We start from the raw sequence: 26,542 nt of genomic DNA, 5'->3' as shown, positions 1-26,542 counted from the left end.
GCCCAGCCGAACTTCTTCTACTGCGGCCCCGCCGCCACCCGCAACGCCCTCTCCGTCCAAGGCAAGGACATCAACGTCGACGCCATGGCCAAGGAAATGGGCACCACCGAGAACGGCACCAACTCCATCAACGACATCACCCCGGTGCTGAACAAGGAAACCGGCAAGAACGCCTACCACAGCGTCGAAATCTCCAACCCCACCGCCGACGACAAGCAGACCAACACCCTGCAGGCTGACATCGTCCGCACCATCGACGACGGCCACGCCGTAGTCGCCAACATCGCCGGCACCAGCACCGACACCAACGGCAACACCCACTCCTACGAAGGCGGCCACTACATCAGCGTCACCGGCTACCACGACGGCGGCAAAACCGTCACCATCGCCGACAGCGCCGACCCCAACACCGCCTCCTACCAAATCAGCGTCGAGCACCTCGCCGACTGGATCGCCACCCGCGGCTACTCCACCAACTGACCCCCAGCACCAACCGAAAGGGCCGGCCCCCACAAAGGGGGCCGGCCCTTCGCCGTCTCCGGCTTCGGAGCCCGGCAACTTCTCGGTCGGTCAGCCGCCGGAGTCGGCGAGTTCGGCGCCCTCCGGCACGGTGTCGTCGTCCCGGCTCGCGAGCCAACCGTCGGGCAGGAAGACCTTGCCCGGCGAGTTGGTGCGGCCGCGCGGCTGGCCCAGGGTCTCCACCGGGAACGGCACGGTCGGGTCGAGCTTGGCGAGCAGGTCGTCCAGTTGGGACAGGCTCTCGATCATCGCCAGCTCTCGACGCAGCTCGCCGCCGATCGGGAAGCCCTTCAGGTACCAGGCGACGTGCTTGCGGAAGTCGGTGCAGCCGTCCCGCTCGCCCCGGCCCGGGGCACGCTCGCCGGCGCTGAACTGCTCGACCAGTAGCTCCGCGTGCCGGCGCATGGTCGTGGCCACCTCGCCGAGGGTGGGCAGCCGGCGTTCGGGCCGGCCGTTGAACGCGGCCTCCAGGTCGGCGAAGAGCCATGGCCGGCCCAGGCAGCCGCGGCCGACCACCACCCCGTCCACGCCGGTGTACGCGACCATCCGGAGTGCGTCGTCCGCCTCCCAGATGTCACCGTTGCCGAGCACCGGCACGTCCAAGGCTTGCTTGAGGGTGGCGATGGCGTCCCAGTCGGCGGTGCCCGAGTAGCGCTGGGCGGCCGTACGCCCGTGCAGCGCCACCGCCGCCACCCCAGCGTCCTGGGCAGCGAGCCCCGCCTCGACGTACGTCAGATGGTCGTCGTCGATGCCCTTGCGCATCTTGACCGTGACCGGCACCCCGGCGGGCGACGCGGCGTCCACCGCCGCCTTGACCAGCCGGGCGAAGAGTCGGCGCCGCCACGGCAGGGCCGCTCCGCCGCCCTTGCGGGTCACCTTGGGCACCGGGCAGCCGAAGTTCAGGTCGATGTGATCGGCCAGGTCCCGTTCGACGACGATCCGCACGGCGGCCGCGGTGGTCTCCGGGTCGGTGCCGTAGAGCTGGAGGCTGCGCGGCTGCTCGTCAGCGCCGAAGGCGATCATCCGCAGCGTCTTCGGGTTCCGTTCGACCAGCGCGACGGTGGTGATCATCTCGCAGACGTAGATGCCGCCGCCCTGCTCCCGGCAGAGCTGCCGGAATCCGACATTGGTGATGCCCGCCATCGGCGCGAGCACCACCGGCGGCCACACCTGATGCTGCCCGAGGGTGAGTGGTCGCAGCGCGGGCAGGGTCGGGGCGGTCACCCGACAAGTGTACGGGGCCCCGGCAGGCGCTCTCGCTCGCCGCCGGAGCCCCGCATCGCAGCTCAGCAGCCGGGCAGGCGCTCGATCAGGTAGCGCTCGACCTGGTCGAGGGAGACCCGCTCCTGCCCCATGGTGTCCCGGTTGCGCACGGTCACCGCGTTGTCGTCCAGGGTGTCGAAGTCGACAGTCACGCAGAACGGCGTGCCGATCTCGTCCTGCCGGCGGTAACGGCGGCCGATCGCTTGCGAGTCGTCGAACTCCACCACCCAACGCTTGCGCAGCGTAGCGGCGAGCTCCTTGGCCTTCGGCGAGAGCGCCTCATTGCGGGACAGCGGCAGCACCGCGACCTTCACCGGCGCGAGCCGCGGGTCGAAGCGCATCACCGTCCGCTTGTCCACGCCGCCCTTGGTGTTCGGCGCCTCGTCCTCGTCGTACGCCTCGAGCAGGAAGGCGAGCACGGCCCGGGTGAGGCCGGCGGCCGGCTCGATCACGTACGGAATCCAGCGCTCGTTCTTGGCCTGATCGAAGTAGGACAGGTCGACCCCGGAGTGCTTGCTGTGCGTGGAGAGGTCGAAGTCGGTCCGGTTGGCGATGCCCTCCAGCTCCGCGAACTCGGTGCCACCGAACTGGAAGCGGTACTCGATGTCGACGGTCCGCTTCGAGTAGTGCGACAACTTCTCCTTCGGGTGCTCGTAGAAGCGCAGGTTCGCCTCCGACAGGCCGAGGTCGATGTACCAGTTCCAGCGCTCCTGGAGCCAGTACTCGTGCCACTTCTCGTCGGTGCCCGGCTCGACGAAGAACTCCATCTCCATCTGCTCGAACTCGCGCGTACGGAAGATGAAGTTGCCCGGGGTGATCTCGTTGCGGAACGACTTGCCGGTCTGCGCGATGCCGAACGGCGGCTTCTTGCGCGCTGCGGTCGCCACGTTGTTGTAGTTGACGAAGATGCCCTGGGCGGTCTCCGGCCGCAGGTAGTGCAGACCCTCGTCGCTCTCCACCGGGCCGAGGTAGGTCTTCATCAGGCCGTTGAACATCTTCGGCTCGGTGAAGGTGCCCTTGTTGCCGCAGTTGGGGCAGTTCAGCTCGGCCAGGGAGGTCAGCGGCTTGCCGTGCTTCTCGGCGTACGCCTCCTCCAGGTGGTCGGCGCGGAACCGCTTGTGGCAGGACTGGCACTCGGTGAGCGGGTCGACGAACTCGGCGATGTGACCGGAGGCCTCCCAGACCTTCCGGGCCAGGATCACGGCCGAGTCCAGGCCGACGACGTCGTCCCGGCCCTGGACCATGGTCTTCCACCACTGCCGGCGGACGTTCTCCTTGAGCTCCACGCCGAGCGGACCGTAGTCCCACGCCGACCGGGTGCCTCCGTAGATCTCGCTGGAGGGAAAGACAAAGCCTCGGCGCTTGGCGAGGCTGACGACGGCGTCGATACGGTCAACTGGCATGTTTCCTCCTACGCCGGCTGGCGGTCGGCGGGGACGTGATGGGGACGGAACGAGCAGTTCGGGACAACGCTAGCGACGGCAGCGCCCTGAGCCCAGCAGAATACCGGGGCGGGTTCAGTTGATCCCGCAGACCTCCAGGCCACCGGTCTGCGGGTCCTGGCCAAGGATGACCTGTTGCCGCTCCCGCCGGCCACCCTCGAGCATCACGTCGACGGGCACGGTGAGGTTGTTGGTGTCGACGTCGCCGACCCGGTACGCGGTCACCTGCGGCTCCGCGGCCACCCGGCTCTCGAAGTCCGGCCGCGACTCGCGGCGCTGCGCGTCGTCGCAGAGCTGGTCGTACGCCTGGCCGAAGTTCTGGTCGACGAGCGCCTGATAGTAGTCGGTGGAGACCGTGCGGCCCTGCTCACGGACCGCCTGCACGCCACTGACCGCGAGACCGACCACCGCGCTGCCGCCTCCGCCGCAGCAGAGCAGCAGGGCCAGCGCACCGACCCCGAGGCCCAGCCAGAGCCGGGCCCGACGTCCCTCGGTGGGCGGTGCGGCGAACGGCGGCGACACCCCGGGACCGGGCGGCGGAGCGGGAGGTTGTTCGCCGGGCGGCCCGGGCGGCGAGGGGTGCGGCGGTGGGGCTGCCGGTCCGGGAGCGGTCATACGAGCAATCTAGTGCCCGCAGGCTCAGCGGTAAGGACCAGCGGCACGATCACTGGCGTTGACCACCACCGTCCCGCCGGGCGCGGCGGTGGCGAGCGCCTCGTACGCGGACGGCTCGTCGAGCGACTGTGCGAGCAGCGGGACAGCGGCGACCTTGACCTCGAAGCCGCCGAGCGCCCGCCGGTACGCCCCGACGGACTCCCACTCGGTGACCAGGCACCAGTGCGCCGGGTCGTCGAGCGCCCGGACCAGTTGGCCGCGCAGGTAGCCGGGGCGGGCGGCCAGCGCGGTGAGGGCGGCGTGCGCGCGTTCGGTGAACTCGTCGGCGACATCGACGTCGACCACGAACCGGTTGGTCACCAGCACCGGCGTCCTCCTCGTAGAGTCTGTGGGATGCAGCGTACGCAGAGCCCTGTGCTGGGCCGGCTGGCCCGGGTGAACCCGACGGCGGTGTTCCTGATCACCCTGGCGCTGGTGCTGGTCGCCCTCTTCGCACCCGGCGTGATCGGCGGGGTGCTGCTACTGGCGCTCGCCGCGGTCCTGGTCGCGCTGCTGGCCACCACCTGGCCGGTGCAGGCGCCGCAGACGCGCCTGGTGCGGCTGCTGATGCTGACGCTGCTGGTGGCGGTGGCCCTGGTCAAGCTGCTGTGACATGCACTCATGCGTTTTTGACAATCATTATCGTTACGACGGACAGTTGGCGTCATGAACAACCGCCGCACCGTCCGCGCCCTGGCCGCCGCCACCACCGCCCTACTCACTCTCGGCGGCGCTGCCGCCTGTTCCTCCGGCGGCCCGGCCGGCGCCGACCCGCAGCGCGTGGACGTGGTCGCCGCGTTCTACCCGCTCCAGTTCATCGCGGAGCGCATCGGCGGCGACGCGGTCCGGGTCACCAACCTGGTCAAGCCGGGAGCCGAGCCACACGACCTGGAGCTCACCCCGAGCCAGGTCGGCGAGGTCAGCCAGGCCGAGCTGGTCGTCTACCTGAAGGGCTTCCAGCCGGCGCTGGACGAGGCGGTCCAGCAGAACGCCGGCGACCGGTCCTTCGACGTCTCGACTGTCGAGCCGCTGATGGACGCCACCGCCGGCGGCCACCAGCACGAGGGCGAGGAGGCCGAGGAGGAGGAAGCGGCGCTCGGCGGCAAGGACCCGCACTTCTGGCTCGACCCGACCCGTCTCGCCACCGTCGCCGACCAACTCGCCGATCGGCTGGGCAAGGCTGACCCCGACCGGGCCGCCGACTTCACCTCCCGCGCCAAGGAACTCCACGCCGACCTGGCGAAGCTGGACACCGAGTACGCCACCGGCCTGAAGACCTGCGAGCGCCAGGAGATCGTGACGAGCCACACGGCCTTCGGCTACCTGGCCAAGCAGTACGGGCTGGAGCAGGTGGGCATCACCGGCCTCAACCCGGAGAGCGAGCCCTCTCCGCAGCGGCTCGCCGAGGTGGCTGAGGAGGCGCGGGCCCACAAGACCACCACGATCTTCTTCGAGACGCTGGTCAGCCCGAAGATCGCCGAGACCATCGCCGCGGAGGTCGGCGCGACGACCGCCGTGCTGGACCCGATCGAGGGCCTCACCGACGACAGCGGCTCGTCGGACTACCTTTCAGTCATGCGTACGAACCTGCAAGCGCTGCGCACGGCGCTGGGCTGCTCGTGAACCCACCCGTGATCACCGTCGCACACGCGGCCGTCGGCTACGACGGCCGCGCCGTGCTGCGCGACGTCTCGCTCACCGTCACCGCCGGTGAGGTGGTCGCCGTGCTCGGTGCCAACGGCTCCGGCAAGTCCACCCTCATCCGGTCCGTACTCGGGCTGGTGCCGCTGAGCGCCGGGTCGGTCAGCCTCTTCGACCGCCCGCTGCGCCGCTTCCGGCAGTGGGAGCGGATCGGGTACGTCCCGCAGCGGCTCGGCGCGGGCGGCGGCGTACCGGCCACCGTCCGGGAGGTCGTGGCCGCCGGCCGGCTCGCCCGGCGAGGCATCCTCCGCCCACCCGGCGCCGCCGACCGGGCCGCCGTCGACAGCGCGCTGCGCGCGGTCGGGCTCGCCGACCGGGCGAACGACGCCGTCGCCACCCTCTCCGGCGGGCAGCAGCAGCGCACCCTGATCGCCCGGGCCCTCGCCGGCCGTCCCGAACTGCTGGTGCTGGACGAGCCGACCGCCGGGGTGGACGCGGCCAGCCAGGAGGCGTTCGCCGCGGCGCTGCGCGACTTCGTCGCCGACGGTGGAACCGTGCTGCTGGTGGCGCACGAGCTGGGCCCGCTGCGGCCGGTGATCAGCCGGGCGATCGTCGTCCACGAGGGTGGCATCTGCCACGACGGCCCGGTGCCGGATCCGGCCGGTCACCACGCCGAGCCCGACCACGACCACGTGCACCCGCACTGTCCCGACGAGCCGGCCCGGCTCTGGAGCATCTGACCATGGAACTCTTCCAGTACCCGTACATGCAGCGCGCCCTGATCGCAGCGCTGATCATCGGCCTCGCCGCCCCGGCGCTCGGGATCTACCTGGTGCAGCGCCGGTTGGCGCTGATCGGCGACGGGATCGGGCACGTGGCGCTGACCGGGGTCGGCGCCGGCCTGCTGCTCAACCGCTCCCCGGTGCTCGTCGCGGTGATCGTGGCGACCCTCGGCGCGATCGCCATCGAGCTGGTCCGCTCGCGTGGGCGCACCTCCGGTGACCTCGCCCTGGCGCTGCTCTTCTACGGCGGCATAGCCGGCGGCGTGATGCTCGTCGGGCTCTCACACAGTCCCAGCGCGAACCTCAACGCGTACCTCTTCGGGTCCCTGACCACCATCTCGCCGGCCGACCTGACCACGATCGTGGTGCTCGGCGCGGTGATCCTGGTGGCCATGCTCCTGCTGCGCCCGGCGCTCTTCGCGGTCAGCCACGACGAGGAGTACGCCAGGGTCTCCGGTCTGCCGGTGCGGACGCTGAACATGCTGATCGCGATCACCACCGCGGTCACCGTGACGATCGCCATGCGGGCGGTCGGCGTACTGCTGATCAGCGCGCTCATGGTGGTGCCGGTGGCCAGCGCCCAACAGGTGACCCGCGGTTTCCGGACCACCATGACGGCGGCGATGGCGCTCGGCCTCTTCGCCGCCGGCTCGGGCGTCTGGGTGGCGGCCACCGCCGACACCGCACCCGGCGCGTCGGTGGTGCTGATGGCGATCGCCTCGTTCCTCGTGGTCGCGCTGGCCGCAGCCGGCTGGCGGGTGGTGCGCCGCCGGCGGGTGCCCGCGGCGGCGGCGCCGACGGCCCCGGAGCCGCACGAGGTCGTACTGGGATGACCGCGGCGGGCGCGAGCCCGGCGGAACTGGTTATCGTTACGGGGTGAGCGGCGGATCGGGCTACGACGGCTTCGAAGGTGCCAGCGAGCTGTTGCGCGCGCTGTCGGCCCCGGTCCGGTTGGCCATCGTCAGCGAGCTCGCCTCCGGCGAGCGGTGCGTGCACGAGTTGGTGGAGAAGCTGGGGGTGACGCAGCCACTGGTCTCCCAACACCTGCGGGTGCTGCGGGGAGCCGGTGTGGTGCGTGGCTCCCGGCGGGGTCGGGAGATCGCATACTCCCTGGTCGACGAGCACGTCGCGCACATCGTGGCGGACGCGGTCAGCCACGCCGGGGAGAGATCATGAGGCGGCGACGGGTCGGAGGTGTCACGTGGTGAGCGAGAGCAGCGCAACGCTGCGCAACACCCGTCAGCGCAGCGCGGTCAGTGCCCTCCTGGCCGAGGTCGAGGGATTCCACAGCGCGCAGGACCTGCACGCGATGCTGCGTACGCGGGGTGAGCGGGTCGGTCTCACGACGGTCTACCGGACGCTGCAAGGGCTCGCCGACGCCGGCGAGATCGACGTGATGCGCCCGCCGGGCGGCGAGCACCTCTACCGCCGGTGCAGCGAGGGGCACCACCACCACCTGGTCTGCCGGGCCTGTGGGCGGACCGTCGAGGTCGAGGGCCCCGCCGTGGAGAGCTGGGCCGAACGGGTCGCCGCCCAGCACGGCTACGTCGACGTGAGCCACACCATGGAGATCTTCGGCACCTGCCAGGGCTGCGCCGGCTGACCTCCCCAACCGGCCGCCGGCCGTGACACGCTGTCCGGCGTGAAGATCTACGCCGATCGTTTTCCGACCGCCGCCCGACAAGTCCTCACCGACCTGCTCGTCGTCGTCTGGGTGTACGCCGCTATCCGCGGCGCGCTCTGGCTGCACGATCTGGTGCAGAAGCTCGCCGTACCCGGTCAGAAGTTGGAGGGCGCCGGCGGCGGGCTCGCCGACAACCTGGCCGAAGCCGGCGGCAAGGTCGGCCGGGTGCCGCTGGTCGGCGACGAGCTGACCGCCCCGTTCGAACGCGCGGCCGGTGCCGCCCGGGCGCTGGCCGAGGCCGGCCGTGACCAGCAGGAGCTCGTCGACCAGTTGGCCCTCGCGCTCGCCGTAGCCGTGCTGATCTTCCCGCTCGGCCTGGTGCTCGTCGGCTGGCTGCCGCTGCGGGTGCGCTGGGTCCGCCGCGCCGGGTCTGCCGCGAAGCTGGCCGCCGCGCCGGAGGGGCGCGACCTGCTCGCGCTGCGCGCACTGGCCGGCCAGCCGCTGGATCGGCTGACCCGGATCGCACCCGACGTGGCCGGGGCGTGGCGCCGCGGCGACGACGCCACCGTCGACGCGCTCGCCGCGCTGGAGCTGCGCAGGCTCGGCCTACGGGCGGGCCGCTAAGGTCTTCGGGTGTTCTACTTCCTGGTCGTCATCGCCGTTCTGCTGCTCGGCTACGCCGCCGTACTGGTCAGCCTGGTCCGTAAGGGCCGTCGCATCCCGCCCGCGGCCTACCTCGGCCTGGCGGCGCTCAACGGGCTGATCCTCGCGGCGATCCTGGCCTGGGCCATCGCCCGCTGACCCGCTCCGGGGTGGTGTGGAGGGGCTTGGGGGGGGCAGGTCTCTTCCGGAGCCTGATACCTCAGCGGCATATTTATACCTCTGTGGTATCAGGCTCATTCAGAGATGCAGGTCCGCTGCCAGGTGTCGCTCCAGGTCACTGGGGCGGTGGGATCCGACGGCGGACGTCGGCCGCGGTGGACGGGCCGGGCGACCAACGGGCCACCCAGGGCAGCTCGTCGGACGGGGTGATCACACCGGACTCCAAATCGGCGTAGCGGCCGGCGAGGATCCGCTTCGCCGCCGCGACGTCGACCGAGTCCGTGTTCTCCCAGAGCGCCGAGAGGAGGGCCTCGACCCGTACCCGGGCCTGCCGGCAGAAGAGGTCGGCCAGTTCGAGGTTCTCCGGCCGGGCGTCCCGCTCGGCGTGCGCACGGACGCAGACCGCCGCCATCGCGAACAGCTCCGCGCCGATGTCCACGATCCGTCCCAGGAACGCCTGCTTGCGCTCCATCCGGCCCTGCCAGCGGGACATCGCGTAGAACGTCGAGCGGGCGAGCTTTCGCGAGACGCGCTCCACCTGCCGCAGGTGACCGGCGAGCGGCCCGAACTCGGCGTACGCCCTGGGGCTCTGACCGCGGCCGACGGCGAGCGTGGGCAGCCACTTCGCGTAGAAGGCCCCGGCCCGAGCCCCCGCCTTCGCCTTACGACCAAGGCCCGCGTCCGGGTCGATGATGTCCCCGGCGACCGAGAGGTGCGCGTCGACCGCCTCCCGGGCGATCAGCAGATGCATGATCTCGGTCGAACCCTCGAAGATCCGGTTGATCCGTACGTCACGCAGGAGCTGCTCGACGGCGGCCGGTCGCTCACCCCGGGCGGTCAGCGACTCGGCCGTCTCGTAGCCGCGACCGCCGCGGACCTGGATCAGGTCGTCGGCGATCCGCCAGGCCATCTCGCTGGCGTAGAGCTTGACGAGCGCCGCCTCGATCCGGATGTCGTTGCGGTCGTCGTCGGCGAGCCGGCAACAGATCTCCAGCATGGTCTCCATGCCGTACGTCGTCGCGGCCATGAAGGCGAGCTTCTGGGCGACCGCCTCGTGCGTGCCGACGGGCCGGCCCCACTGCACCCGATCGGCGGCCCACTCCCGGGCCACGTTCAACGACCACTTGCCGGCGCCCACGCACATGGCCGGCAGCGACAGGCGGCCGGTGTTGAGTGTGGTCAACGCGATCTTCAGCCCCTTGCCCTCACCCCCGATGACGTTCTCCTTCGGCACGAAGACGTCGTGGAACCGCGTGACGCTGTTCTCCAGCCCGCGCAGTCCGAGGAAGCCGTTGCGTCGCTCCACCGTGATGCCGTCGGCGTCACCGTCCACGACGAAGGCGGTGATCCCACCGCGGCGCCCCTCGCCGGCCGGCACCCGGGCCATCACGACGAGCAGGGTGGCCACGGTGCCGTTCGTCGCCCAGAGCTTCACACCGTTGAGCCGGTAGCCGGTGCCGTCCTCGGTCGGCTCGGCGGTGGTGGCCAGCCGGGCCGGGTCGGAACCGACGTCCGGCTCGGTCAGCAGGAACGCGGAGACCTCACCGGCGGCCAGCCGGGGCAGGAAGCGCTGCTTCTGCTCCGCCGTACCGAACATCTTCAGCGGCTGCGGCACGCCGATGGACTGGTGCGCGGAGAGCAACGCGCCGATCGCCGGACTGACCGAACCGGCGAGCATCAACGCCCGGCAGTACTGGAGGTTGCTCAGTCCGAGCCCACCGTACGCCCGGTCGATCTTCATCCCGAACGCGCCGAGGCGACCGAGCCCCTGGAACACCTCGTCGGGGATGCGCGCGTCCCGCTCGATCGCGGCGCCGTCCACCTCGGTCACGAGGTACTCCCGGAGCCGGGCGAGGAACTCCTCGGCGCGGGCGTCCTCGTCCGGGTCGGAGCTCGGCCAGGGGTTGATCAGGTCGAGCCGGAACCGGCCGAGGAAGAGCGACTTGCCGAAGCTCGGGCGGTCCCAGGTGGACTCACGGGCCGCCTCGGCGACCTGGCGGGCCTCTTTCTCGGAGACGTGCCCTGCCTCGCTCGGCAGCGGGGCGGCGATGCCGCCGCTGGTCTCGGTTGGCTCCGGAGTGCCGCCGGAGGCGTCCGGCTCGGGTCGGCTGTTCTGCGTCGTGGTCACGGCTGCCCCCTCGAACCTCGGTCCGCTGCGTCAACGTGCTCGACAAACGCCACGCTACCCCCGGTTGTTACCCAGAGGTAGCTCTCCGTAAAGATCGAGTTTCGGCGATGGGACCCGGTCGAGCCGTACGCCTCCGGCCGGCGTCCCGAGGTCAGTCGCCGGTGAGCGTACGGGGGTCGTCGTCCTCGTCGTCGATGTCGTCCTCACCCCAGTTGCGCCGGACGAACGGCAGCAGCCCCCAGAACACGAGAAACCAGAGCCCGGTCAACCCGCTGATCACGAACGCGAACGGACGGTCGAGGACGAAGTCGGTGATCAGCAGCACGGCACTGACCATCGAGACCAGCATGAAGCCGAGCCCGTACGAGGCCATCCGATGGGCGAACCGGACCAGCTCCGGCTTGCGTCCTTGGCGGAAGAGCGCCCGGTGGAACGCCACCGGCGAGATGATCAGCGCCGTGGCGGCCGCGGCGGCCAGCAGCGCGACGACGTAGACGTCCTTCTGGAAAGCGGTGGTACGCGTGAAGCCGTTGCTGAACGGCAGAGTCAGCAGGAAGGCGAACAGGATCTGCACGCCGGTCTGCGCCACCCGCAGCTCCTGGAGCAGGTCGGCGAAGTTGCGCTGCCAGCGCTGCCGCTCGGTCTCCTTGGACACGCGCTACCTCCTGCTCCGACGCTACCGCCGGCGGAGCCGGCCGCCGGCAGTAGCGCCAGTGCCCGATCGCCCGTCATCCGAAACGGGCTCACAAGAGGTCGGGTGGAACCACGCCGGGTCGGGCGGCCGGGGTCAGGAGCCCCGGCGGATACGACCGGCGTACCGGGCCTCGAGCGCGTGGTTGTGCTCGTCGCCGCCGGCGATGTTGGCGGACAGGTAGACCGGGGGCTGCTGCCCCGCAGCGAGCAGGCGGGCCACCACCTCGACCGTGATCTGCTGCGCGAGCAGGGCGGCGGTGATCGACGAAACCGCGCCGACCGCGCCACCGCCGGGCAGCGGCAGCGTCGCGTCGCCGTACGGGGCGCCGTTGTCGAGCACCACGTCGGCGAAGTCGGCGAGCTTGCGCCCGGACGGGTGGCGGGACGTCATCTGGCCGGAGTGCTGCGCCGAGGTGATCGCCACCAGAGCGTGACCGTTCTCCTTGACGACGGACGCGAACTCCACCATCGCGCCGTTGACCCCCGAGTTCGAGGCGAGCACGAAGACGTCCTGCGGGCTTACCGGGGCCAGCGCGTAGAGGCGGTGCGCGACCGTCGGATCCCGCTCCAGGGTGGGGCCGAGCACGTCGGCCGGGGCACCGCCGAGCAGTACCAGGTCGCGCAACGCGATCCGGTTGGTGGGCACCAGCCCGCCGGCCCGACCGGCGATCTCCATGGCGAGCGCCTCGGAGTGCCCGGTGCCGAAGGCGTGCACCACCCCGTCGGCGCGTACCGCCTCGGCGATCAGGTCAGCCGCGCGACCGACCGCCTCCCGCTGGCTGCCGGCCACCCGGTTCATCGTCTCGGTCACCACCGCCAGGTAGCCCTCGGCGCTCAGAGTCATCGTTCCTCCGTCCCATCCGTGCTGATTTCCCCACCGGGCCGCGTACGCCCGCTCAGGCCGTGCCGCGTACCCGGGTCAGGATCGCCTCGGCCAGCGGCGCCGGCGCCTCGTCCGGGATCCAGTGGCTCACCCCGGGCAGCTCCACGAAGCGGTAGTCGCCGGTCACGTGCTGCGCGCACATCTCCGCGACGCCCCGGCCGATCGCGTTGTCGCCGTCGCTCCAGACGTACGTGGTGGGCACGGTCACCGGCCCGACGGCGCCCAGCGCAGCCCCCGACATCGCCCGGTACCAGTTCAGCGCCCCGGTCAGTGCGCCGGGCTCGCGCATCGGCTCCGCGTACGCCGCCACCCGGGCCGGTTCGCCGACGCCGTGAAGGAGCCGCCGCAACCCTGCCGCCCGCAGCGCGAGCAGCGCCTTCTCGGCCTTCCCGGCCTGGCGGAACAGCACCATGTACGACGAGCGGGCCTGCTGCTTCGGGTCGTGCGCGAGCGCGTACGCCATCGCGGCCGGATGCGGCACCGAGACGGCGGTGAGCGTCCGGACCCGCTCGGGGTGCGCCGCGGCGACCGCCCAGGCGACGGCGGCGCCCCAGTCGTGCCCGACGAGGTGCGCCGCCTCGACGTCCAGCGCGTCGAGCAGCGCCACCGCGTCGGCCACCAGTTCCGGCAGCTGGTACGCCTCGACCTCCGCCGGCCGGGCGCCGGGCGAGTAGCCGCGCTGGTCGGGGGCGTACGTGCGCAGCCCGGCGGCGTGCAGAGCCGGCACCACCTCGTCGAACTCTCCGCCATGTTGCGGGAAGCCGTGCAGCAGCAGGACGGGCTCGCCGCCCTCCGGGCCGCCGGCGCGTACCACGAACTCCAGACCACGGGCGTCGATGCGCATGATCGGCAGCCTACCCAGGTCGGGCGGCATGGCCCGGCCCCTGCCCACGGTGCTAGCGTCTCCGTATCAATTTCACATCCGACAGGGGAGCGCACAGCGCTGAGAGTGCGGGCACGCCCGCAGACCCTCGAACCTGATCTGGGTAATGCCAGCGCAGGGAGTTCGGTCGACCTCCAGCCGCGTCGCCGTCCGGTGACCACCGGGCGCGGCGTGCGTCTTCTCCTGGTTCCTGCGGCTGAACTGGGAGCAAACAGATGAAAAGCAACGACACCAATCGCTGGCGAACCATCGACATCGTCGTCGCGTCGGTGATCGCCGTCGCCTTCGGCGTCATCTTCTGGGCCTGGAACCTGGTCTGGAGCGCCACCGACGCGGCGTTCGCCTTCTTCCCACCGGCCCAGACGCTGATCTACGGCGTCTGGCTGGTCCCGGCCGTGCTCGGTGGCCTGGTCATCCGCAAGCCCGGTGCCGCGCTCTACTGCGAGACGGTGGCCGCGATCCTGTCCGCGCTGCTGGGCAGCCAGTGGGCGAGCATCACGATCGTCCAGGGCGTGATGCAGGGCATCGGCGCCGAACTGGCCTTCGCGGCGTTCCGGTACCGCTCGTTCCGCCTGCCGGCGGCGGTGCTGGCCGGCGCGCTCACCGGCGTCAGCGCGGCGGTCTTCGACTTCGTCTACTGGAACACCGAGACCGACCTGGCGAGCTACCGGCTCCCGTACGCCCTGCTCACCGTCGTCAGCGCGACGATCGTGGCGGGCGTCGGCGGCTGGGCGCTGACCCGCGCGCTGGCGAACACCGGCGCTCTGGACCGCTTCCCCGTCGGCCGCGAACGCGCCGCGATCTAACCCCAGCCACGACCCCCACCCGCGCGTTGATCATGAAGTTATTGCCGCGACACGCCGTCGAATCCGGCAACAACTTCATGATCACGGGGGTGGGGACTCGGCCGGAAGATGGAGAGGGGTGATTGCGGTGGGCGCGGTGACGCTGCGGGGGTTCGGGTGGCGGCACGCCGGGCGGAAGCGGTGGGCGGTCCGCGGCGTCGACCTGCGCATCGAGCACGGCGAGCGGGTGCTGCTGCTCGGCCCCTCGGGCGCCGGCAAGAGCACCCTGCTCGCGGCGCTCGCCGGGCTGCTGCCGGAGGACTCGGGCGAGCAGAGCGGCACCGTCGAGATCGACGGACTCGACCCGCGTAAGGCCCGGGAACGCGTCGGTATCGTCTTCCAGGACCCGGAGAGCCAACTGGTGATGGCCCGCTGCGGCGACGACGTCGCGTTCGGGCTGGAGAACCGGGGCGTGCCGACCGACGAGATCTGGCCCCGGGTCGACGAGGCGCTGCGCCGGGTCGGCTTCCCGTACCGCCGGGACCGGCTCACCGCCGAACTGTCCGGCGGCGAACAGCAGCGGCTGGCGCTGGCCGGCGCGCTCGCGCTGCGACCGGGGCTGCTGCTGCTCGACGAGCCGGCCGCCAACCTCGACCCGGCCGGCGCGGCGCTGGTGCGTTCGGCGGTCGCCAGCGCGCTGGACGCCGACACGACGCTGATCCTGGTCGAACACCGGGTGGCCGAGGCGCTGCCCCTGGTCGACCGGGTGGTGGTGCTGGAACCCGGCGGCGGGGTACGCGCCGACGGAACGCCGGAAGCGGTCTTCGACGCGCACGGCGACGCACTCGCCGCCGAGGGCGTCTGGGTGCCGGGCCGCACCGTGCCGACGCGCCGCGCGGCCGCCGCGCCCGGCGAGGCGCTGCTCACCGCCGATCGGCTCGGCCTGCCGCCCCGCCTGGCCGAAACCGACCTGACCGTACGCGCGGGCGAGGCGCTCGCCGTGCTCGGCCCCAACGGGGCGGGCAAGTCCACCCTGGCGCTGCTCCTCGGCGGGCTGCTCAGGCCCGGCATCGGTACGGTCACCGCGAGCGCGGAGCTGGCCGGCCGGGACGCCCGCACTCCCCCGTATCGATGGCGCGCCCCGGCCCTGGCCACCCGGATCGGCTCGGTCTTCCAGGACCCGGAGCACCAGTTCGTCACCGGCACGGTCTTCGACGAGTTGGCGCTCGGCCCGCGCCGCACCGGCCGGCCCGAGGCGGAGGTCCGCGCCACGGTGGACGGGCTGCTCGACCGGCTGCGGCTGACCGCGCTCGCGGCCGCCAATCCGTACACCCTCTCCGGCGGTGAGGCGCGGCGGTTGAGCGTGGCGACGGCCCTGGCCACCGCGCCCCGGCTGCTGATCTGCGACGAGCCCACGTTCGGCCAGGACCGGCGGACCTGGCTGGAGCTGGTGGACCTCCTCGCCGACCTGCGCGACGCCGGGCACGGTGTCGTCACGGTCACCCACGACGCGGAGTTCGTCGCCGCGCTGGCCGACCGGCAGGTCACGCTGACCCGCCCCGTGCAGGCCGACGGTGGGCCGGCGGCCTCGACCGGGGAGTCCTCGTGATCAACCTCGAACCGGTCGTCGCCGTCCCCGGAGCGCCGCTGGCCCGGCGCAACCCGGTGGCCAAACTCGCCGCGGCCCTGCTCTTCTCGTTCGTCCTCGTCGCCACGCTCGACCCGGTCGCCCCGGCGATCGCTATCGCCGTCGAACTGCTGGCGTTGCCGCTCTTCGGCATCCGCTACCGGGTGCTGGCCCGCCGCGCCTGGCCGCTGCTGGTGAGCGCGGTCGGCATCGTGGTCACCCTGGTGCTCTTCGCGGCCGAGCGCTCCGGCCGGCTGCTGTTCGAGGCGGGTCCGGTCGTGGTCACCTCGGGCGTGCTGCTGACCGCGCTCGGCCTGGTGCTGCGGATGTTCGCGGTGGCGCTGCCCGGCGTGATCGTGTTCGCCACCACCGACCCGACGGACCTGGCCGACGCGCTGATCCAGAACGCGAAGGCACCGGCGCGGTTCGCGGTCGGCGCGCTGGCCGCGTTCCGTCTCGTGCCGCTGCTCGGGCATGAGTGGCAGGCGATCAGCATGGCCCGCCGAGCACGCGGGGTGGACGCCGGACGCAACCCGGTGGCGAAGCTGCGGCTCTTCGTATCGACCGCGTTCGCCCTGCTGGTCGGGGCGATCCGGCGGGGCACCCGGCTCGCCGTCGCGATGGACGCGCGAGGGTTCGACGCCGGCATTCCGCGTACGGTCGCCCGCCGCCAACGGTTCACCGCCGCCGACGCGTGGCTCGTGGTCGGTGCGGTGGCGCTGGCCGCGGCCGCCCTCACCACCAGCATCATGATCGGGACCTTCCGCCCCCTGATCGGCTGACCGGGAAGCACGGTCGCGCGGTCGCTCGGCCCGGCCGGTCATCGGCTGGGGCGGGACACGCGACGGCGGTGGGAGGGAATGCGGGCGTACGCGCACCCGAATTAGGATCGCTCCATGCTGATCGCGTTCTCGATCACCCCGCTCGGCGTCGGCGATTCCGTGGGCGACCTCGTCGCGGACGCGGTCCGGGTGGTCCGCGAGTCCGGCCTGCCGAACCGGACCGACGCCATGTTCACCACGATCGAAGGCGAGTGGGACGAGGTCATGGCGGTGGTGAAGCGGGCCGTGGACGCGGTCGCAGAGCGCGCGCCGCGGGTCAGCGTGGTGCTCAAGGCAGACGTACGGCCGGGGGTCACCGACGCGCTCACCGGGAAGGTCGACCGGATCGAGGCCCGGCTCGCCGAGGGCTGATCGAAGGCGCTCCCCTACCCACGGTGACGGGATCACGATCACTGGTACCCGTCGCCGTCCGTCGCGATAAGTTCGAAACGCGAACAGCGACGGTGAGAGGTGGCCGCACATGGCCGAGCAGGCGAAGGCGCAGATCGGCGTTACCGGGCTGGCGGTGATGGGTCGCAACCTGGCCCGCAACCTGGCCCGCAACGGGTTCCGGGTGGCGGTGCACAACCGCACGCCGGAACGGACCCGCAGCCTCATCGCCGAACACGGCGACGAGGGCACGTTCGTGGCCACCGAGTCGATGCCCGACTTCGTCGCGGCACTGGAACGGCCCCGCGCGGTGATCGTCATGGTGAAGGCGGGCGGGCCGACCGACGCCGTCATCGACGAGCTGGCCACGCTGCTGGAACCGGGCGACATCGTGGTGGACTGCGGCAACGCGCACTTCGCCGACACCCAACGCCGGGAGGCGGCGCTGCGGCGACACGGGCTGCACTTCGTCGGCACGGGCGTGTCGGGCGGCGAGGAGGGCGCCCTGCACGGGCCGAGCATCATGCCCGGCGGTTCCGAGGAGTCGTACCAGAAGCTCGGGCCGATCTTCGAGAAGATCGCCGCCCAGGTCGACGGGGTGCCATGCTGCCGGCACATCGGCCCGGACGGCGCCGGCCACTTCGTGAAGATGGTGCACAACGGCATCGAGTACGCCGACATGCAGCTCATCGCCGAGGCGTACGACCTGCTGCGGGCCGGTCTGGGCGCCGAGCCGGCGGAGCTCGCGGAGATCTTCCGGGACTGGAACCGCGGGGAGTTGGAGTCCTTCCTCATCGAGATCACCGGCGACGTGCTGGCGCACACCGACGCCAGCACCGGCCGCCCGTTCGTCGACCTCGTGCGCGACCAGGCGGAACAGAAGGGCACCGGCCGGTGGACCGTGCAGAGCGCGCTCGACCTGGGCATCCCGATCACCGGCATCGCCGAGGCGACGTTCGCGCGTTCGCTCTCCGGGCACGCCGACCAGCGTGAGGCGGCCCGACGGGCGTTCCCCGGTGGCGGCGCGAAGCTGAAGGTCGAAGACCGCGACACGTTCGTCGAGGATGTCCGCCGGGCGTTGCTGGCCTCCAAGATCGTCGCTTATGCGCAAGGCTTCGACCACATCAGCGCGGGCAGCCGCGAGTACGACTGGAACATCGACCTGGGCGGCACCGCCACCATCTGGCGGGGCGGCTGCATCATCCGCGCCCGGTTCCTGGACCGCATCCGCGAGGCGTACGACGAGCAGCCCGACCTGCCCACGCTGCTGGTGGCGCCGTACTTCGCCGAGGCGGTCAGCGCGGGCGTGCCGAGCTGGCGCCGGGTCGTGGCCGAAGCGGCCCGGGCCGGGGTGCCGGCTCCGGCGTTCTCCTCGTCACTGGCTTACTTCGACGCGCTGCGCGCGGAGCGGCTGCCGGCCGCGCTGATCCAGGGCTTGCGGGACAACTTCGGAGCGCACACGTATCACCGGGTCGACCGGGCAGGCACGTTCCACACCCTCTGGGCCGGCGACCGGTCCGAAGTCGAGGCCTGATTCGCGGCGCCGCCGGCTGGGGGTGACCCCTGCCATGCCCGGCGGGGACCGGCATCTCAGAATGAGCCTGATACCTCAGCGGCATAATTATGCCTCTCAGGTATCAGGCTCACCGAGAGAACTGCTCCCGGCCAACGCCGAGGAACGGGCGGCCGCCGAGCGGGCGGCGGGGTGATAGCAGGCCCACGTCACCAGGCGCGCTGCGTCTCCTCCGCCGGGGTGGGCGCCCAACCGGCGGCCGGCTCCCCCTGGGCCAGCTCGCCGATCTCACCGGAACGGATGGCCGGGGTGTGACCGAGTTCCGCGCAGTAACGCTCGGCGACGTCGGCGCAGATGTCCGCGACCCGTTCCCGCTGCGCGGCGTCGACCAGGTCCGCGACAGCCAGCGCGGCCGTCATCTCGTACCGGAGATCCCGCATGACCACCCCCGCGTCGGGGGCGTACCCCCGCGACACGCCCCGCGCCTCCGATCCTAGGCGGGGCCGACCCGCACCACCCCGCCAACGCCGCAGCGGGGTAGGGCGCGGCGATCACCAGAAGCGGCGGCGCTTGGCCTTCTGCGGGCGTAGCTTGTCCGCGCCCTGGTTGAGCAGCCGGCTCACTCTCGAAGGGCCGCGCCGGGCCTCCATCTTGCGGCTGAGCTGACGCGCGCCGGCTGCCGCCACCGGAACGGCGATCGCCATCAGCGCCCACTGGGCGATGCGCTTCTGGATCATGTGGGTTCACCTCTCTCAGTGGCTCCTGAGGAGACGGATACCCAGCGTGACGGCGAAGTAAGCCTTCCGGTGGCTGGCTCGAAGCGGTGCGGACCGCCCGGAGGAGCCGGTTTCAGCTCTGGGCGGGCGGGGCGACCGGGTTGGGCAGCGCGCCACCGAAGCGCCGGTCGCGCTGCGCGTAGAGCTCGCAGGCGTACCAGAGGTGCCGGCGGTCGAAGTCCGGCCAGAGCGTGTCGAGGTAGATCAGCTCGGCGTACGCGCTCTGCCAGAGCATGAAGTTGGAGGTCCGCTGCTCCCCGGACGGGCGGAGGAACAGGTCCACCTCGGGGACCTCCGGGTGGTAGAGGTACTTCGCCACGGTCTTCTCGTTGACCTTGGACGGATCGAGCCGGCCGGCGGCCACCTCACGGGCGATCGCCGCCGCCGCGTCGGCGATCTCCGCCTGCCCGCCGTAGTTCACGCAGAACTGGAGGGTGAGCGTCGAGTTGTGGCGGGACATCTCCTCAGCGGTCTGCAGCTCGGAGATGACGCTCTTCCAGAGCCGCCCCGCCCGGCCCGACCAGACCACCCGTACGCCGAGGTCGACCAGTTGGTCACGGCGGCGGCGGATCACGTCACGGTTGAAGCCCATCAGAAAGCGGACCTCTTCCGGCGATCGTCGCCAGTTCTCGGTGGAGAAGGCGTACGCCGACAGGTAGGGGATGCCCATCTCGATGGCGCCCTCGATCGTGTCGAAGAGGGAGAATTCCCCCGCCTCGTGGCCCTTGGTGCGCGGCAGCCCGCGCTCCTTGGCCCACCGACCGTTGCCGTCCATCACCACTGCGACGTGCCGTGGCACCGCGTCCGCCGGCAGCGCGGGCGGACGAGCACCGGACGGGTGTGGTGTGGGTGGCACCGGCTCACGCCGACCGGCCCTCAAAGATCGGATCACCTGCTACTCCCTGTTCACGCTATCGGCGCCAGGTACCGGAGCACCCCGGTCTACCAGCGGGAGCGAGCGTAGCGCGCGTTCCAGGTGCCACTGCAGGTGTGCCGCGACCAGGCCGCTGCACTCCCGGCGTACCCCGGCCTCGGTGGCGTCGGCGATCCGCCAGTCGCCACTACTCAGCGCGAACATCAGATCGATGGTGGCGGGCGCCGGATGGGCCGCGCCGGGCGGCCGGCAGTCCGGGCACACGATGCCGCCGGCCGGGACGGAGAAGGCCCGATGCCGCCCGGGCGTGCCACAGACGGCGCATGCGACTAGCGCCGGCGCCCAGCCGGCCAGGGCCATCCCCCGCAGCAGGTACGCGTCGAGCACGAGGGTGGTGGCGTGGCTGCCCTCGGCGAGCGCGCGCAGGGCACCGAGGGTGAGCTGGAACAGCCGAAGCGACGGCTCCCGCTCGACCGGGGTGAGCCGCTCGGCCGTCTCGGCGATGGCGCTGGCCGCGGTGTAGCGCGGGTAGTCGCCGAGGAACCGCTTGCCGTACAGGTCGATCCCCTCGACCTGGCTCACCGTGTGCAGCGAACTGCCCTGGTTGCCCTTCGGGTCCCCGGCGAGCTGGAGGTCCACGTGCCCGAACGGCTCCAGCCGGGCACCGAACTTGCTGGTGGTGCGCCGCACGCCCCGGGCCACCGCGCGGATCCGGCCGTGCCGTCGGGTGAGCAGTGTGATGATCCGATCGGACTCGCCGAGCTTCTGCACACGCAGCACCACCGCGTCGTCGCGGTAGAGCTGTCGGCGGTACCCGGCCATCTCGCCATTCTCCCTCGGGGTGCGAAATCAGGGTTCCTTCGGGGTGCCGCGGCGAAGGATCCCCGATGCGTTTCGGGCGGTACCGGCCGTAGCGTGCTCGCCATGACCGCTCAGCCTTCCGGCGGCTCCGCTCACTCCGGTGCCGCCTCGCACAGCCGGCCCGCCGACCCGACCCGCCGCCGCGGTCGGACCGGTGGCCACGTCGGCGGGGCCGCTCGCGCCAGCCGCCGCCGTGCCGTCGCCCCCGTCGCGGTCGGTGCCGCCGCCACCCTGATCCTCCTCACCGGGTGCGACAACCTGTCGTACCGGCGCCTGGACTTCGACAACACCGAGGCGGCCCGGATCACCACGGTCCGGGTGCTTCCCGGCTCGGGTGACGTGATCGTGCGGGCCACCGGCACGGCGTCCGAGGTACGGATCAAGCGGGTGGTGCGCTACCAGGGTGCCGAGCCGAAGGCGAAGTACGAGATCAAGGGCGGCGAACTGGTGCTGGACACCGACTGCGGGTCCCGGTGCAGCGTGTCGTACGAGGTGACCGCCCCCGAGGGTGTCGCCGTTCGGGGCGAGAGCCGCTCCGGCGACGTCGAACTGACCCGGGTCGGGGCGGTGGAGTTGCAGGTCCGCTCGGGGGACGTCCACCTCACCGGCACCACCGGCCCGGTACGGCTGGAGGCCAGCTCCGGCGACATCGAGGTGTCCGAGGCGAGCGGTCCGCTCACCCTGCGCGTCTCCTCCGGCGACATCTCGGCCCGCCGGCTACAGGGCGAGGTGGACGCCGAAGCCAGGTCCGGAAACGTGACCTTGGAGCTGGAGAAGGCCGCCTCGGTCCGGGCGCACGCGAGCAGCGGCGAGGTCAACCTCGTCGTGCCTCCCGGCCCGTACCAGGTCCGGGCCAGCGCCAGTTCCGGCGACGAAAACGTCACGGTCACCGACGACCCGACCGCCAAGCTGGTACTCGACGTGAGCACCCGCAGCGGCGACGTCAACCTCAGCCAGCGGTGACCTCCGCCGTGGTCGACTCCGGGGCGCCGCGCTGTGCGGGCACCCGGTTGCCGGTCGAGGACGACGGCGGCCCGGTACGGGTTGCCGTCCGACGGCGGCCCGGGAGCAGTTCCGGCCGCCGCCGCGCCGCGATGTCCTCCACCCATCCCACGGCGAGCGTCACCACGCCGACCAGGGCGAAGACCAGCACCACCCGGATCGCCAGCCCGCGCGGATCCTCGTGCGACCAGCCCACCCCGTCGAACAGTGGGGTGAGCCCCACCACGAACGGCATGTGCCAGAGGTAGATCGTCAGCGCCCGCCGGTTCAGCACGGTCACCACCCGCCCGAAGAGGGCGTTGCGGTCGACCCACGCCGCACCGGACGGCCCTCGGCCGAGCACGACCAGGATGAACGCCAGTGACCAGAGGGCGTTGCCGAGGTGGTTGTCGTTGAGGTCGAAGCCACGGGGGCCGGGATGCGTGAGGATCCACGCGCCACCGGCCGCGGCGAGCAGCAGCACGGCCGGAACGAGCACCCGGTTGGCGAGCCGACGCAGCATGCCCGCGTGGTGCGCGAACCCCAACATCCAGGCGCCGAAGTAGAGGCCGAACTCCCGGAACGGGCCGGGCGCGTTCGGCCAGATCCCCGACTCGATCACCGCGAGCAGCACGTACGGGGCCAGCAGGGTCGGCAGCGGGGCCCGACGGAACAGCCAGAGCGCGATCGGCGAGGCGAAGACGAACCACAGGTAGTCGCGCAGGTACCAGATCGGGCTCAGCGCCAACGCACCCCACCCGTTGGCGGGTGGATCCGAGACCGGGAAGAGCCAGAGCAGCACCCGTGGTGTCAGTGGCAGCCCGGTGAGCAGCATCGCCGGTACGAAGACAGCGGCCAGCACCCAGAGCGACGGCAGCAGGCGGCGCAGGCGGCGCAGCACGGCCGTCGGACCGGACCGGTCCAGCGAGGCGGCCATCAGCGAGCCGGCCAGCGCGAACATCACCGACATCGCCGGGAAGACCAGGGTCAGCGAGGCGAGACCGGTGACGTGGTAGACGACGACTCGAACGATGGCGAGGAAGCGGAGCAGGTCAAGGTATCTGTTTCGCATCAGCCTGCATCTGTCTTGGGGGCGCGACGGATGACTCCTACCCTCCGCCGTGTCACCGGCAAACGGCCGCACGCCCCGCTCGGAGGTGAAACTCCCCATACGCCCGACCGAGTCGGATCAAGGTATCGCCCCGTCCAGCCAGTATCTGATCGACTTTCGACCGATGCTGATCAGCCGGACGGCGCGGCCGTCCGGCTGATCGTTGACGTTGAGCAGGGACGCTGGACGAAACGCTCAGAAGCCGAGCTTGCGCAACTGCTTCGGGTCGCGTTGCCAGTCCTTTGCCACCCGTACGTGCAGGTCCAGGAAGATCCGGGTGCCCAGCAGCTCCTCGATCTGGCGGCGGGCGTTGGTGCCGACCTCCTTGAGCCGGCTGCCCCGGTGACCGATCACAATCGCCTTCTGGCTGGGCCGCTCGACGTACAGGTCGGCGAAGATCCGGACGAGCTGCCCCTCGGGGATCATCTCCTCCACCACCACGGCGATGGAGTGCGGCAGCTCGTCGCGCACCCCCTCCAGCGCCGCCTCCCGGATCAGCTCCGCGACGAGCACCTGCTCCGGGTCGTCGGTGAGCATGTCGTCCGGGTAGAGCTGCGGAGACACGGGCAGGTACCCGGTCATCACGTCGACCAGGGTGTCGATCTGGTGACCGGAGACGGCGCTCACCGGCACCACGGCCGCGAACTCGCCCAGCTCGCTGACCGCGAGCAACTGCTCGGCGAGACGCTTGCGATCCACGAGGTCGGTCTTCGTGACCACGGCCAGCACGGTCGCCTTCAGCTCGGCCAGCTCGCCGCTGATGAATCGGTCGCCCCGCCCGATCGCCTCGTCGGCCGGGATGCAGAGCCCGATGACGTCGACCTCGCTCCAGGTCTGGCGGACCAGGTCGTTGAGTCGCTCGCCGAGCAGCGTACGGGGACGGTGCAGCCCCGGGGTGTCGACGAGGACGAGCTGCGAGTCCGGCCGGTGCAGTACGGCCCGGATGACGTGCCGGGTGGTCTGCGGCTTGTTCGAGGTGATCGCGATCTTCTGGCCGACGATCGCGTTGGTCAGGGTCGACTTACCGGCGTTCGGTCGTCCCACGAAGCACGCGAAGCCGGCCCGGTAGGGACGCTCCTCCGGGTCTCGTACGCCCGTCGCGTTCACGCCACCGCCCCGTTCCGCTGTTCGCGGGCGCGCAGCGCCCGGATTCCGTTGCTGCCGGTTCGCTCGCCGACGAGGGCGACGCGTTCCGGCGATTCGCTGCCGTGCCCGATGGTTCGATCGCTCACTGGAGCACCGTGCCGAGGACCGTGCCGTCCGGCGCGGCCACGTGGATCGGCGCGTCGACGGCCAGGTCGCGGACCACGGCGTGCCCGGCGCCGTCCAGCGTCGAGGCTTCGGTCACCACCACGGCGGCCTCCAGCCGGGTCGCGCCGGCGGCCACCGCCGAGGCGACGGCGAGTTGGAGCGCGGTGAGCGTCAGCGAGGGCAGCGCCACGCTGGCGGCCGCGTACGTCCGGCCGTCCTGGTCGCGGACCGCCGCACCTTCCACGGCTCCCACCCGGCCACGGGCCCCCCGGGCCAGGACGACCAGCTTGGCGTCCTCGGCGCTCAGCTCCGGCACGGCGGACGGGGTCGGCCGCGCCGCGGGCACGGTGGGCGACTCAGGCATCGGCGGGTTGCCTCTCCTCGACTTGGTTCTGATCGCCCCGGGACTCGGCTCGGTCGCCGCGCCCCGGGTTCTCCTGCACTTCTGTCGGCTCGACCCGGCTGACGAGCACGGTGTCGATCCGGTTGCGCCGGCCGGTGGTGCCCTCGGCGACCAGCCGCAGGCCGGCCACCTCGACCCGGGCTCCCGGGATCGGCACCCGACCCAGCGACTGGGCCAGCAGGCCGCCGACCGTCTCCACCTCGTCGGTGGGCAACTCGATGTCGAACAGCTCGCCCAGGTCCTCCACCGGCAGCCGGGCGGTGACCCGCACCGACCCGTCCTCCAGTCGCTCGACCGGCGGGCGCTCGACATCGTACTCGTCGGTGATCTCGCCGACGATCTCCTCGAGGATGTCCTCGATGGTGACCAGGCCGCCGGTGCCGCCGTACTCGTCGACGACGATCACCAGGTGGTTACGGGCCGCCTGCATCTCGGAGAGCAGGTCGTCGACGGGCTTCGACTCCGGCACGAAGGTCGCCGGGCGCATCAGCTCCGAGACCGGCATCTGCTCGGCCGCCGGATCGCCACCGCGCACCCGACGGATCAGGTCCTTGAGGTAGAGCACGCCGAGCACGTCGTCGACGCTCTCGCCGATCACCGGGATCCGGGAGAAGCCCGAGCGGAGGAAGAGCGCGAGCGCCTGCGAGAGCGTCTTGCTCCCCTCTATCCACACCATCTCCGTGCGGGGCACCATCACCTCGCGGGCGATGGTGTCGCCGAGCGCGAAGACCGAATGGATCATCTGCCGCTCGCCGTGCTCCACCACACCGCGCTGCTCCGCGAGGTCGACCAGCTCGCGCAACTCGATCTGGGTCGCGAACGGGCCCTCCCGGAAGCCGCGCCCCGGCGTCACCGCGTTGCCGATGAGGATCAGCAACGAGGCGAGCGGATTGAGCGCACGCCCCAGCCAGCGCACCAGCGGGGCCACCGCCCGGCCGACCACGTAGGCGTGCTGCCGGCCGAGCGTCCGCGGGGCCACCCCGACCACCACGAAGCTGACCACGGTCATCGCGCCGGCGGTGACGAGCGCCGCCCGCCAGCCCGCGCCGAAGGTGTCCACCGCGACCAGCGCCACCAGCGTGGTGGCGGTCAGCTCGGCGAGCAATCGCAGCAGCAGGAGCAGGTTGAGGTGCCGGACCACGTCACCGGCGACGGCCTGCAACGTACGCGCGCCGCGCGCGCCGTCACGGGCCAGTTCGGCGGCCCGCGCCGGCGAGACCGCGGCGAGCGCCGCCTCGGTCATCGCGATCAGCCCGGCGAGCACCACCAGACCGGCGGCGAAGACGAGCAGCTGCACGTCCGGCAGGCCGGCGGCGGCTGTGGAGGCCTGGGCGGACATCACTGTGACCGGCTCGACCGCCAGCTGGACAGCAGTCGGGCCTGGAGCGCGAACATCTCCCGCTCCTCCTCCGGTTCCGCGTGGTCGTACCCGAGCAGGTGCAACACCCCGTGCACGGTCAGCAGGTGCAGCTCGTCGGCGGTCGAGTGACCGGCGGTGGCCGCCTGTTTGGCTGCGACATCGGGGCAGAGCACGATGTCGCCGAGGAGGGCCGGCTCACCGCCGGCCGGGGCGCTCTCGCCCGGGCCGTGGTCGACGCTGCCCTCGTCCATGGGGAAGGCGAGCACGTCGGTCGGCCCGTCGCCACCCATCCAGCGGTGGTTGAGCTCGGTCATGTAGTCGACGTCGACCAGCAGCACGGAGAGCTCGGCGAGTGGGTTGACCCCCATCTCGTCGAGGGCGTGCCGGGCGACGGCGAGCACGGCGTCGGTGTCGACCTCGACACCGGACTCGTTGGCGATCTCGATGGACAACTG

33 protein-coding genes and 1 riboswitch are annotated in these 26,542 nt (G+C 71.7%); of the genes, 15 read left to right on the top strand and 18 right to left on the bottom strand.

The window, feature by feature from the left end; all coding sequences use genetic code 11:
- Nucleotides 1-480, top strand: a 480-nt coding sequence (locus AB0F98_RS27660) for a C39 family peptidase (RefSeq protein ID WP_357741063.1), incomplete at its 5' end; no start/stop codon positions are given.
- A gap of 90 nt (nucleotides 481-570) precedes the next feature.
- Here the strand turns inward: AB0F98_RS27660 and dusB are convergent.
- From dusB to AB0F98_RS27640, 4 genes are all read right to left on the bottom strand, one after another.
- Nucleotides 571-1,743 carry a tRNA dihydrouridine synthase DusB gene (gene dusB / locus AB0F98_RS27655; protein ID WP_357741060.1) on the bottom strand — a complete coding sequence of 391 codons (1,173 nt, stop codon included), beginning with the start codon at nucleotides 1,741-1,743 and terminating at the stop codon, nucleotides 571-573.
- Between the two features lie 62 nt (nucleotides 1,744-1,805).
- Nucleotides 1,806-3,185 carry a glycine--tRNA ligase gene (locus AB0F98_RS27650; RefSeq protein WP_357741058.1) on the bottom strand — a complete coding sequence of 460 codons (1,380 nt, stop codon included), beginning with the start codon at nucleotides 3,183-3,185 and terminating at the stop codon, nucleotides 1,806-1,808.
- A gap of 114 nt (nucleotides 3,186-3,299) precedes the next feature.
- The gene (locus tag AB0F98_RS27645) at nucleotides 3,300-3,839 is read right to left on the bottom strand and encodes a hypothetical protein (protein WP_357741055.1); all 540 of its coding nucleotides are present in this window, start codon (nucleotides 3,837-3,839) and stop codon (nucleotides 3,300-3,302) included.
- 24 nt (nucleotides 3,840-3,863) lie between these two features.
- Nucleotides 3,864-4,205, bottom strand: a complete 342-nt coding sequence (locus AB0F98_RS27640; protein WP_357741052.1) for an antibiotic biosynthesis monooxygenase family protein — start codon at nucleotides 4,203-4,205, stop codon at nucleotides 3,864-3,866.
- Nucleotides 4,206-4,232: 27 nt separating this feature from the next.
- Here AB0F98_RS27640 and AB0F98_RS27635 point away from each other — a divergent pair, with 27 nt between their 5' ends.
- Genes AB0F98_RS27635 through AB0F98_RS27600 form a run of 8 tightly spaced genes read left to right on the top strand, consistent with a single transcriptional unit; the run spans nucleotide 4,233 to nucleotide 8,726 of the window.
- Nucleotides 4,233-4,490, top strand: coding sequence for a DUF6703 family protein (locus AB0F98_RS27635; RefSeq protein WP_076473332.1), 258 nt, complete (start codon nucleotides 4,233-4,235; stop codon nucleotides 4,488-4,490).
- A 54-nt stretch (nucleotides 4,491-4,544) separates the two neighbouring features.
- Complete coding sequence (locus tag AB0F98_RS27630; RefSeq protein ID WP_357741049.1) at nucleotides 4,545-5,501, top strand: metal ABC transporter substrate-binding protein; 957 nt, start codon at nucleotides 4,545-4,547, stop codon at nucleotides 5,499-5,501.
- Nucleotides 5,498-6,259: a metal ABC transporter ATP-binding protein gene (locus AB0F98_RS27625; RefSeq protein ID WP_357741046.1), complete on the top strand. Its 762-nt coding sequence runs from the start codon at nucleotides 5,498-5,500 to the stop codon at nucleotides 6,257-6,259. The genes AB0F98_RS27630 and AB0F98_RS27625 overlap by 4 nt, the downstream gene beginning before the upstream one ends.
- Before the next feature lie 2 nt (nucleotides 6,260-6,261).
- On the top strand, nucleotides 6,262-7,134 hold the full coding sequence (locus AB0F98_RS27620; RefSeq protein ID WP_357741043.1) for a metal ABC transporter permease: 873 nt from the start codon (nucleotides 6,262-6,264) through the stop codon (nucleotides 7,132-7,134).
- Between the two features lie 43 nt (nucleotides 7,135-7,177).
- Nucleotides 7,178-7,477 carry a metalloregulator ArsR/SmtB family transcription factor gene (locus AB0F98_RS27615; protein WP_357741040.1) on the top strand — a complete coding sequence of 100 codons (300 nt, stop codon included), beginning with the start codon at nucleotides 7,178-7,180 and terminating at the stop codon, nucleotides 7,475-7,477.
- 28 nt (nucleotides 7,478-7,505) lie between these two features.
- A complete protein-coding gene (locus AB0F98_RS27610; protein WP_357741037.1) occupies nucleotides 7,506-7,904 on the top strand; it encodes a transcriptional repressor in 399 nt (132 codons plus the stop codon).
- Between the two features lie 39 nt (nucleotides 7,905-7,943).
- Nucleotides 7,944-8,549 (top strand): hypothetical protein, encoded by a 606-nt coding sequence (locus AB0F98_RS27605; RefSeq protein ID WP_357741034.1) that lies wholly within the window; start codon nucleotides 7,944-7,946, stop codon nucleotides 8,547-8,549.
- A gap of 9 nt (nucleotides 8,550-8,558) precedes the next feature.
- Entirely contained in the window at nucleotides 8,559-8,726 is a 168-nt protein-coding gene (locus AB0F98_RS27600; RefSeq protein WP_355147226.1) for a hypothetical protein, read from the top strand.
- 136 nt (nucleotides 8,727-8,862) lie between these two features.
- Here AB0F98_RS27600 and AB0F98_RS27595 read toward each other — a convergent pair whose 3' ends face one another.
- From AB0F98_RS27595 to AB0F98_RS27580, 4 genes are all read right to left on the bottom strand, one after another.
- The gene (locus AB0F98_RS27595) at nucleotides 8,863-10,797 is read right to left on the bottom strand and encodes an acyl-CoA dehydrogenase family protein (protein ID WP_357741088.1); all 1,935 of its coding nucleotides are present in this window, start codon (nucleotides 10,795-10,797) and stop codon (nucleotides 8,863-8,865) included.
- Nucleotides 10,798-11,026: 229 nt separating this feature from the next.
- On the bottom strand, nucleotides 11,027-11,530 hold the full coding sequence (locus AB0F98_RS27590) for a DUF6328 family protein (protein ID WP_357741030.1): 504 nt from the start codon (nucleotides 11,528-11,530) through the stop codon (nucleotides 11,027-11,029).
- Nucleotides 11,531-11,662: 132 nt separating this feature from the next.
- Nucleotides 11,663-12,412 carry an SIS domain-containing protein gene (locus AB0F98_RS27585; protein WP_357741027.1) on the bottom strand — a complete coding sequence of 250 codons (750 nt, stop codon included), beginning with the start codon at nucleotides 12,410-12,412 and terminating at the stop codon, nucleotides 11,663-11,665.
- A 52-nt stretch (nucleotides 12,413-12,464) separates the two neighbouring features.
- Entirely contained in the window at nucleotides 12,465-13,295 is an 831-nt protein-coding gene (locus tag AB0F98_RS27580) for an alpha/beta hydrolase (RefSeq protein ID WP_357741024.1), read from the bottom strand.
- 73 nt (nucleotides 13,296-13,368) lie between these two features.
- A riboswitch (TPP riboswitch) is annotated at nucleotides 13,369-13,473 on the top strand.
- A 76-nt stretch (nucleotides 13,474-13,549) separates the two neighbouring features.
- Here AB0F98_RS27580 and AB0F98_RS27575 point away from each other — a divergent pair.
- The 5 genes from AB0F98_RS27575 (at nucleotide 13,550) to gndA (ending at nucleotide 18,491) form a co-directional block, all read left to right on the top strand.
- The gene (locus AB0F98_RS27575) at nucleotides 13,550-14,140 is read left to right on the top strand and encodes an ECF transporter S component (protein WP_357741021.1); all 591 of its coding nucleotides are present in this window, start codon (nucleotides 13,550-13,552) and stop codon (nucleotides 14,138-14,140) included.
- Between the two features lie 127 nt (nucleotides 14,141-14,267).
- Nucleotides 14,268-15,728 carry an ABC transporter ATP-binding protein gene (locus AB0F98_RS27570; protein WP_357741083.1) on the top strand — a complete coding sequence of 487 codons (1,461 nt, stop codon included), beginning with the start codon at nucleotides 14,268-14,270 and terminating at the stop codon, nucleotides 15,726-15,728.
- Entirely contained in the window at nucleotides 15,725-16,528 is an 804-nt protein-coding gene (locus AB0F98_RS27565; protein ID WP_357741018.1) for an energy-coupling factor transporter transmembrane component T, read from the top strand. Before AB0F98_RS27570 ends, AB0F98_RS27565 begins: the two co-directional genes overlap by 4 nt.
- Before the next feature lie 114 nt (nucleotides 16,529-16,642).
- Entirely contained in the window at nucleotides 16,643-16,939 is a 297-nt protein-coding gene (locus tag AB0F98_RS27560; protein WP_357741015.1) for an MTH1187 family thiamine-binding protein, read from the top strand.
- 109 nt (nucleotides 16,940-17,048) lie between these two features.
- A complete protein-coding gene (gene gndA / locus AB0F98_RS27555) occupies nucleotides 17,049-18,491 on the top strand; it encodes an NADP-dependent phosphogluconate dehydrogenase (RefSeq protein WP_357741012.1) in 1,443 nt (480 codons plus the stop codon).
- A 188-nt stretch (nucleotides 18,492-18,679) separates the two neighbouring features.
- Here the strand turns inward: gndA and AB0F98_RS27550 are convergent, their stop codons facing one another.
- From AB0F98_RS27550 to recO, 4 genes are all read right to left on the bottom strand, one after another.
- The gene (locus AB0F98_RS27550; protein ID WP_245828472.1) at nucleotides 18,680-18,946 is read right to left on the bottom strand and encodes a thioredoxin reductase; all 267 of its coding nucleotides are present in this window, start codon (nucleotides 18,944-18,946) and stop codon (nucleotides 18,680-18,682) included.
- Nucleotides 18,947-19,021: 75 nt separating this feature from the next.
- The gene (locus AB0F98_RS27545) at nucleotides 19,022-19,207 is read right to left on the bottom strand and encodes a hypothetical protein (RefSeq protein WP_357741009.1); all 186 of its coding nucleotides are present in this window, start codon (nucleotides 19,205-19,207) and stop codon (nucleotides 19,022-19,024) included.
- 112 nt (nucleotides 19,208-19,319) lie between these two features.
- Entirely contained in the window at nucleotides 19,320-20,102 is a 783-nt protein-coding gene (locus tag AB0F98_RS27540) for an isoprenyl transferase (RefSeq protein ID WP_357741080.1), read from the bottom strand.
- Between the two features lie 39 nt (nucleotides 20,103-20,141).
- Nucleotides 20,142-20,942, bottom strand: coding sequence for a DNA repair protein RecO (recO, locus tag AB0F98_RS27535; RefSeq protein ID WP_357741006.1), 801 nt, complete (start codon nucleotides 20,940-20,942; stop codon nucleotides 20,142-20,144).
- 102 nt (nucleotides 20,943-21,044) lie between these two features.
- On the opposite strand from recO, the gene AB0F98_RS27530 reads away from it, so the two are divergent.
- A complete protein-coding gene (locus tag AB0F98_RS27530) occupies nucleotides 21,045-21,944 on the top strand; it encodes a DUF4097 family beta strand repeat-containing protein (RefSeq protein ID WP_357741003.1) in 900 nt (299 codons plus the stop codon).
- Here the strand turns inward: AB0F98_RS27530 and AB0F98_RS27525 are convergent.
- The 6 genes from AB0F98_RS27525 to ybeY form a co-directional block, all read right to left on the bottom strand.
- The gene (locus AB0F98_RS27525) at nucleotides 21,931-23,034 is read right to left on the bottom strand and encodes an acyltransferase (RefSeq protein WP_357741000.1); all 1,104 of its coding nucleotides are present in this window, start codon (nucleotides 23,032-23,034) and stop codon (nucleotides 21,931-21,933) included. The two genes, AB0F98_RS27530 and AB0F98_RS27525, sit on opposite strands and share 14 nt — an antisense overlap.
- Before the next feature lie 234 nt (nucleotides 23,035-23,268).
- The gene (gene era / locus AB0F98_RS27520; protein ID WP_357740997.1) at nucleotides 23,269-24,180 is read right to left on the bottom strand and encodes a GTPase Era; all 912 of its coding nucleotides are present in this window, start codon (nucleotides 24,178-24,180) and stop codon (nucleotides 23,269-23,271) included.
- Nucleotides 24,177-24,305: a hypothetical protein gene (locus AB0F98_RS27515; RefSeq protein WP_357740994.1), complete on the bottom strand. Its 129-nt coding sequence runs from the start codon at nucleotides 24,303-24,305 to the stop codon at nucleotides 24,177-24,179. Before AB0F98_RS27515 ends, era begins: the two co-directional genes overlap by 4 nt.
- Nucleotides 24,302-24,688 carry a cytidine deaminase gene (locus AB0F98_RS27510; RefSeq protein WP_357740991.1) on the bottom strand — a complete coding sequence of 129 codons (387 nt, stop codon included), beginning with the start codon at nucleotides 24,686-24,688 and terminating at the stop codon, nucleotides 24,302-24,304. The genes AB0F98_RS27515 and AB0F98_RS27510 overlap by 4 nt, the downstream gene beginning before the upstream one ends.
- Complete coding sequence (locus tag AB0F98_RS27505) at nucleotides 24,681-26,090, bottom strand: hemolysin family protein (protein WP_357741077.1); 1,410 nt, start codon at nucleotides 26,088-26,090, stop codon at nucleotides 24,681-24,683. The genes AB0F98_RS27510 and AB0F98_RS27505 overlap by 8 nt, the downstream gene beginning before the upstream one ends.
- On the bottom strand, nucleotides 26,066-26,539 hold the full coding sequence (ybeY, locus tag AB0F98_RS27500; RefSeq protein WP_076473311.1) for an rRNA maturation RNase YbeY: 474 nt from the start codon (nucleotides 26,537-26,539) through the stop codon (nucleotides 26,066-26,068). Before ybeY ends, AB0F98_RS27505 begins: the two co-directional genes overlap by 25 nt.
- Between the last annotated feature and the right edge of the window lie 3 nt (nucleotides 26,540-26,542).

This window comes from Micromonospora sp. NPDC023737 (assembly GCF_040639715.1).
Lineage (GTDB): Bacteria > Actinomycetota > Actinomycetes > Mycobacteriales > Micromonosporaceae > Micromonospora.
Note: the sequence above shows the minus strand (reverse complement) of the source record. Positions and strands in the feature narration are given on the sequence as shown.

Excerpts from the sequence above, each read along its gene's own strand:
- AB0F98_RS27650 (WP_357741058.1), bottom strand. The coding sequence starts at position 3,185 with ATGCCAGTTGACCGTATCGACGCCGTCGTCAGCCTCGCCAAGCGCCGA.
- AB0F98_RS27645 (WP_357741055.1), bottom strand. The coding sequence starts at position 3,839 with ATGACCGCTCCCGGACCGGCAGCCCCACCGCCGCACCCCTCGCCGCCC.
- AB0F98_RS27635 (WP_076473332.1), top strand. The coding sequence starts at position 4,233 with ATGCAGCGTACGCAGAGCCCTGTGCTGGGCCGGCTGGCCCGGGTGAAC.
- AB0F98_RS27630 (WP_357741049.1), top strand. The coding sequence starts at position 4,545 with ATGAACAACCGCCGCACCGTCCGCGCCCTGGCCGCCGCCACCACCGCC.
- AB0F98_RS27620 (WP_357741043.1), top strand. The coding sequence starts at position 6,262 with ATGGAACTCTTCCAGTACCCGTACATGCAGCGCGCCCTGATCGCAGCG.
- AB0F98_RS27585 (WP_357741027.1), bottom strand. The coding sequence starts at position 12,412 with ATGACTCTGAGCGCCGAGGGCTACCTGGCGGTGGTGACCGAGACGATG.
- AB0F98_RS27580 (WP_357741024.1), bottom strand. The coding sequence starts at position 13,295 with ATGCGCATCGACGCCCGTGGTCTGGAGTTCGTGGTACGCGCCGGCGGC.
- AB0F98_RS27575 (WP_357741021.1), top strand. The coding sequence starts at position 13,550 with ATGAAAAGCAACGACACCAATCGCTGGCGAACCATCGACATCGTCGTC.
- AB0F98_RS27560 (WP_357741015.1), top strand. The coding sequence starts at position 16,643 with ATGCTGATCGCGTTCTCGATCACCCCGCTCGGCGTCGGCGATTCCGTG.
- gndA (WP_357741012.1), top strand. The coding sequence starts at position 17,049 with ATGGCCGAGCAGGCGAAGGCGCAGATCGGCGTTACCGGGCTGGCGGTG.
- AB0F98_RS27545 (WP_357741009.1), bottom strand. The coding sequence starts at position 19,207 with ATGATCCAGAAGCGCATCGCCCAGTGGGCGCTGATGGCGATCGCCGTT.
- recO (WP_357741006.1), bottom strand. The coding sequence starts at position 20,942 with ATGGCCGGGTACCGCCGACAGCTCTACCGCGACGACGCGGTGGTGCTG.
- AB0F98_RS27530 (WP_357741003.1), top strand. The coding sequence starts at position 21,045 with ATGACCGCTCAGCCTTCCGGCGGCTCCGCTCACTCCGGTGCCGCCTCG.
- AB0F98_RS27525 (WP_357741000.1), bottom strand. The coding sequence starts at position 23,034 with ATGCGAAACAGATACCTTGACCTGCTCCGCTTCCTCGCCATCGTTCGA.
- AB0F98_RS27510 (WP_357740991.1), bottom strand. The coding sequence starts at position 24,688 with ATGCCTGAGTCGCCCACCGTGCCCGCGGCGCGGCCGACCCCGTCCGCC.